Origin of the sequence: Mycobacterium sp. (assembly GCF_025933915.1) — a bacterium.
Classification (GTDB): domain Bacteria; phylum Actinomycetota; class Actinomycetes; order Mycobacteriales; family Mycobacteriaceae; genus Mycobacterium.
Window position 1 is genome coordinate 1 of sequence record NZ_JAICZA010000239.1, and the last position, 5,067, is coordinate 5,067.

The following is a 5,067-nucleotide window of genomic DNA, read 5'->3' on the forward strand; positions in this document are numbered from 1 at the left end:
GCTGCCACCGTACGCGAAACGTGCACAGTAGGCAATATTGCCCGTTGGGCAATGTTTGCCTTGTCGTCGACCGACTTGATCGCTCGCGGGCGCTGAGTGTGCGTCGATGGCGTCGGGAGTGAATCGTTGGCGTCGAGTGTAAATCCTGGGCTTTCAGTGGGAAGCCACGTCGGCGACACGCCGAGCAGGCCCGCCCAGGATTCACAGTGAAAGCCCAGGATTCACACTCGTCGCGAGAAGCCGCGGCGAAGTGCGGCAACGGCTTAGCGTGCGCCCCAATCCCAGCGCGGTGTCGTCAGCAAGGTCTGGCCGCTGATGCGCGTTTCGCCCCAGTCCTTGTAGAGCTGGATCTCCAGGGCTCCGTCAGGCTCTTCGCTCAGCGGCACCGCATCCAAGAACTCCAGCAGTGAGCGCGAGTGGGTGACCACCACAACCTGAGCCTTCGCGGCGCTGCTGCGGATCAGCGAGGCCAGCGGCGCCACCAGCTCCGGATGCAGCGAGGTCTCCGGTTCGTTGAGCACCATCAGCGAGGGCGGTTGCGGGCTGAGCAGCGCGGCGGCCCACAACAGGAAACGTAGTGTGCCATCGGACAACTCGGCTGCCCGCAACGCGCGCAGCATACCGCGCTGTCGCAGTTGAAGGTCGAACAACCCGTCGTGGATGGCCACCGAGACGGTGGCGCCGTCGAATGCCTCGGCGACGGCGCGGCTGAGGTCGTCGAACCCCGCCTCGAGGATCGTTTGAATCGCGGCCGCGAGGTCGCTGCCGTCGTCGGAGAGCACCGGGGTGCGGGTGCCGACCTGCGGATGCCGCGCGGGTGCCCCCGCGTCGACGCGGAAGCCGTCGTAGAACCGCCACCCGCGCAGCCGTTCTCGGACCGCGGCGAGCTCGGGAAGTGCGTGCGGGTGGGCGTATTCGGCGAGCACGCTGTGGTAGGACGGCAGGGACCGCGACAGCTCGTCGAAGCCACGTCCGGAGTCCGCGCTGGCCTCGGCGAAAACTCGTGACCGCCGCACGAGCGTCGTGCTGGGCCGCAGCACCGGGCCGGCGAACAACACTTCCCGTTTGATCTCCGGATCGCGGGCGAACACCGACTTCCCGGCGGACTGCGGGATGCCCAGATCCACGAGATAGCCGAAATCGTCCGCGGCGAAGCCCATTTCGAGTGATACGGGCCGGGTGCGCACGGTGCCCTCGGTCTTCCCGGACCGTCGAGCACCCGACAACTGTTCGGGGCCGGCCCACAGCACCGACTGCAGCCCACCCTCGCGGGCGAGCGAGCCGATCACCTCGCCACGCCCGCAATCGGCCAGCAGCCGCAGCGCGCGGTACAGCGACGACTTGCCGGACCCGTTGGCGCCGGTGATCACCGACAGCCGGCCCAGCGGCAGGATCACCTCGCGCAGCGAGCGATATCCGCGGATCGCGACGGTCTGCAGCACGGGCCCGACTGTACGGCCGGCCACCGACGGACCCTTATTCGTCCTCGTCCTCGTCGTCGTCGGCCGCGGCCGCGAGGAGTTGCACTTCCTCGAGATCCATCTCGTTCTGCAACTCGCGCAACACGATGTCGTCGATGAGGTTCTGGTTGCGCAAAGCGGTGATTTCCCGGCGTTTGTGCTCGAGCACGCCCAGACGGACTTGTCGGATCTTCTCCCGGCTTTTGACCACGTGACTGTGCGCCGAACCGTCCTCGGTGGCCAGGACCAGCGCGGCCTTCTCTTCGAATTCCTTTTGCAGCCGCCGGCGCAGGTCGTCGCTGATGCCGACCTCGTCGGCGACCGTGGGCAGGGCGGCGAGAGAGGCCCGAACAGCCCGGGTGCGCGCCAGTTGCAGTTCCTCGGCGTGGGCGGCGTCTTCGGGCATCTGCGCCCAGCGGACGACGGCGGGCAGCGTGCTGCCCTGGACCAGGACGGTCACCAGGATGACGACGGTCACGATGAAGATCAGCAGGCTGCGGTCCGGGAAGGGCGCGCCGCTGAGCGTCGTCATCGGGACGGCCACCGCCGCGGCAAGCGACACGGCGCCGCGGAATCCCGCCCAGACGGTGACGAAGCGCTGGCGCCAGTTGACCCGGCGTTCGCGCTGCACCTGTCGGCGGTCGATGAGGCGGATCAGCAGCGTGGTGATTTCTCCCCAGAAGATGCGCGACACGATCACCACTCCGGTGATCACCAGCGCGACGAAGACGGCGTGGCGGATTCCGCCGCCGACCCCCGCGATGCCCCGCAGCGCACCCGGGATCTGGACACCGACGAACACCCACAGCGAGCCGTTGAGCAGGAATGTCGCGGTGTCCCAAAAGGCGTAGGCCTGCAGACGGGAGCGGGCCCGGATCACCACCGGCCCGGCATAGGCCAGCATCAGGGCCGACACCATCACCGCGACCACCCCGCTGCAGTGCATCGATTGCGCGAGCAGGAACGCCGCGAACGGCGTCACCAGACTCAACGCTCCCTCCTCCTGGGGCGCGTCGATTCGCTTGCGCAGCAGCGTCACCGCGCCGCCGACCAGCAGCCCGGCGGCGATCCCGCCGAGGTAGGAGCCGACGAACCGGGCCGTCACCTCGGGTGGGCTGATCGCGGTCCCCCCGACCGCGACGTGGACGCTGACGGCGAACAAGACCAGGGCAGTGCCGTCGTTGATGAGGCTCTCGGCCTTCAGCACGGTCAGCGACCGGCGTGGCAACTTCTTCGCGAGCCCGGCTACCGCAGCCGCGTCCGTCGGCGACAGCACCGCACCCAGGACGCCCGCCGCGTGGGGGTTCATGCCCAGCGCCCGGGCCGTCCACGACACCGCGACCGCGGTGGCGATCACCAGGGCGATGCTGAGAAATACGATGATGCGCGCGTTGGCCCGGATCTCGCGGAAGCTGGTGTTCAGGCCCTCCCAGTACAGGATTGCGGGAAGGAACAGCAGCAGGACGATCTCGCCGTTGACCCGCACATGACCGAATTGGGGGATCAGGCCCAACAGCACGCCCATCACGATGAGCAGCACCGGGGGACCCACGCGATAGCGCCGGCCGATGACCGTCCCCACGATGACGGTGGACACCAGGGCGACGATCAGTTCGAGGCCAAACACCGTCCCATCCTGCCGGATGGGACGGTCGGCGGTCGCCCGTAGTCGTCGCTATCTTCGGTCTGGATCAGACCTATTAGGCTCCGGAGCGGAATCGAAGGGGGATCTGGTGAAGGTCAGGCTGCTGGCAACAGTCGCCGCGCTCGTGTTGTCCCTGGTGGTGGGATGTCACTTCGCGTCCAGGAACCCCCCGTCGACCAAATCTCTGCAGGTACCCATGAAGGATGTGCTGACGCAGAGCGAGATCAGCCAGAGCATCACCTTGGCCGTCGGCAACACCTTGGTCGTGGAGTTGGGTTCGAACTACACCACTCCCTACCGATGGGCGCCCGATACCACGATCGGTAATTCGGCCGTCATCAAGCAGCTTAGTCACGAGTTCGTCCCGCCGAGCGCTGAGGCGTTGGGGGCGCCGGGCACCGAGATGTGGACGTTCGCGGCCCTGAGACCGGGGGTCACCACCGTCGGCACCTCGTATGCCAGCTTCGTCGAGAAGGACGCCAAACCGGCGTGCACCTACACCCTCAACGTGGTCGTGCGATAAGCCCTTGCGGCCGTGGCGGTTACGCCACGGCGACCTGGCGTTGTCGGGCGTAGACGTCGGCCAGGAACTGCTCGACGGCCACCGCGGCGTGTGCGGCGCGGGCCGAGCCGAAGATGTCGAAAGCGTGTTGGGTGAACGGTAATTCGGCGTAGACCACCGGTTGCGTGCTGACTTGCCGCAGCTTTTCGACGAACGCGCGCGCCTGTTCGACGTAGGCCAGCGAGTCGTTGCGTCCGTGCAGGACGAAGAACGGGGGAGCGTCGGGATGGATGTGGTTGACGGGCGACGCGGCTTGGAAGGTCTGCAGATGGGTCGAGGGCCGTTGCTTGATGATCGACTTGACCAGCAAGCCCGGCATCATCGGATGCAGGGTCTTGTCGAATCGGGTGAAGTCGTAGATGCCGTAGAACGGCACGGCCGCCTGCACGCGGGTGTCGACGTCTTCGAATCCCGGCTGGAATTGCGGGTCATTGGGCGTGAGCGCGGCCAGCGACGAGAGGTGGCCGCCGGCCGAACCGCCGGTGATCGCGATGAAGTCGGGGTCGCCGCCGTACTCGCCGATGTGCTGTTTGACCCAGGCGAGGGCGCGCTTGACGTCGACGATGTGATCGGGCCAGGTGTTGCGCGGGCTGTGCCGATAGTTGATCGCCACACAGATCCAGCCGAGTTCGGCGAGGTGGCTCATCAGCGGATGCGCTTGTCCGCGTTTGTTTCCCGTCGTCCAGGCGCCACCGGGGATCTGGAACAGCACCGGCGCCTTGCCGGCGGGATCGAGGTCGGGGCGCCGCCAGATGTCGAGGCGGTTGGCGCCGCCGAATTCGCCGTAGCTGATGTTGGAGTCGTGGGCGTAGTCGCGGTAGATCCGCAGCATCCTTAGCAGTCCGGGCGTCTTGGCGGTGCCGCCGCCGATCGGCCGGCGCCACAGGCTTGCCGAGTCGGTGAGCCGATCGGCTCCCAGTCCGCTGTCCAGCGCCTCGGTCAGCGGCGCGTTGGCGCGATGGCCCGCGCGACTCAGGTTCAACAGCCCCAGCGCAGACAGGCCGGCGACCAGCCACGCCGTTATGCGCACCGGCCGCGTCAGGCGCCGTGCCGTCAGGGCCAGCCCGCCGAGCTGGCTCATCATCGTCTGCAGCGGCAACTCGGTGACGACGAGCCCGAACATCCACGAGTACAGCGAGGGGTATCCGCTGCGCGCCAGGGGTCGGTAGGCGTTGAGCGTGGACGCCGCGGTCACCGCGGTGACCGCCAGCGACCCTATTTGCCGGGCGAGGTGAATGATTCGAGCTGTCCGCATTGCCTCACCTTACGAAACGTGTGGGCGACGCTCGGATCCGATAGCGGCCGCGCTAGCGGATTCGGGCGGGGGTTAATGGTCTGGAGAGGTGGCGCGCCCGAGGCAGGCCGGTCCGGCGTGCCCGCACCCGCCGGACCCGTCGCCC

General features: G+C 67.6%; 4 protein-coding genes. 1 reads left to right on the forward strand and 3 read right to left on the reverse strand.

All coding sequences use genetic code 11. The annotated features are described in order from the left end of the window. Positions 1-263: 263 nt before the first annotated feature. Together Q0W90_RS23070 and Q0W90_RS23075 are read right to left on the reverse strand one after the other, a co-directional pair. On the reverse strand, positions 264-1,442 hold the full coding sequence (locus Q0W90_RS23070) for an AAA family ATPase (RefSeq protein ID WP_297776859.1): 1,179 nt from the start codon (positions 1,440-1,442) through the stop codon (positions 264-266). A gap of 34 nt (positions 1,443-1,476) precedes the next feature. Then, positions 1,477-3,087: a Na+/H+ antiporter gene (locus tag Q0W90_RS23075; protein ID WP_297776862.1), complete on the reverse strand. Its 1,611-nt coding sequence runs from the start codon at positions 3,085-3,087 to the stop codon at positions 1,477-1,479. Positions 3,088-3,193: 106 nt separating this feature from the next. Here Q0W90_RS23075 and Q0W90_RS23080 point away from each other — a divergent pair, with 106 nt between their 5' ends. Next, positions 3,194-3,628, forward strand: coding sequence for a protease inhibitor I42 family protein (locus Q0W90_RS23080; protein ID WP_297700877.1), 435 nt, complete (start codon positions 3,194-3,196; stop codon positions 3,626-3,628). Positions 3,629-3,647: 19 nt separating this feature from the next. Here Q0W90_RS23080 and Q0W90_RS23085 read toward each other — a convergent pair whose 3' ends face one another. Next, positions 3,648-4,922, reverse strand: coding sequence for an alpha/beta hydrolase (locus tag Q0W90_RS23085; protein WP_297776865.1), 1,275 nt, complete (start codon positions 4,920-4,922; stop codon positions 3,648-3,650). Positions 4,923-5,067 lie beyond the last annotated feature (145 nt).

Bases quoted from the DNA above. Each gene is read 5' to 3' on its own strand.
- Q0W90_RS23085 (WP_297776865.1), bottom strand. From the start codon at position 4,922: ATGCGGACAGCTCGAATCATTCACCTCGCCCGGCAAATAGGGTCGCTG.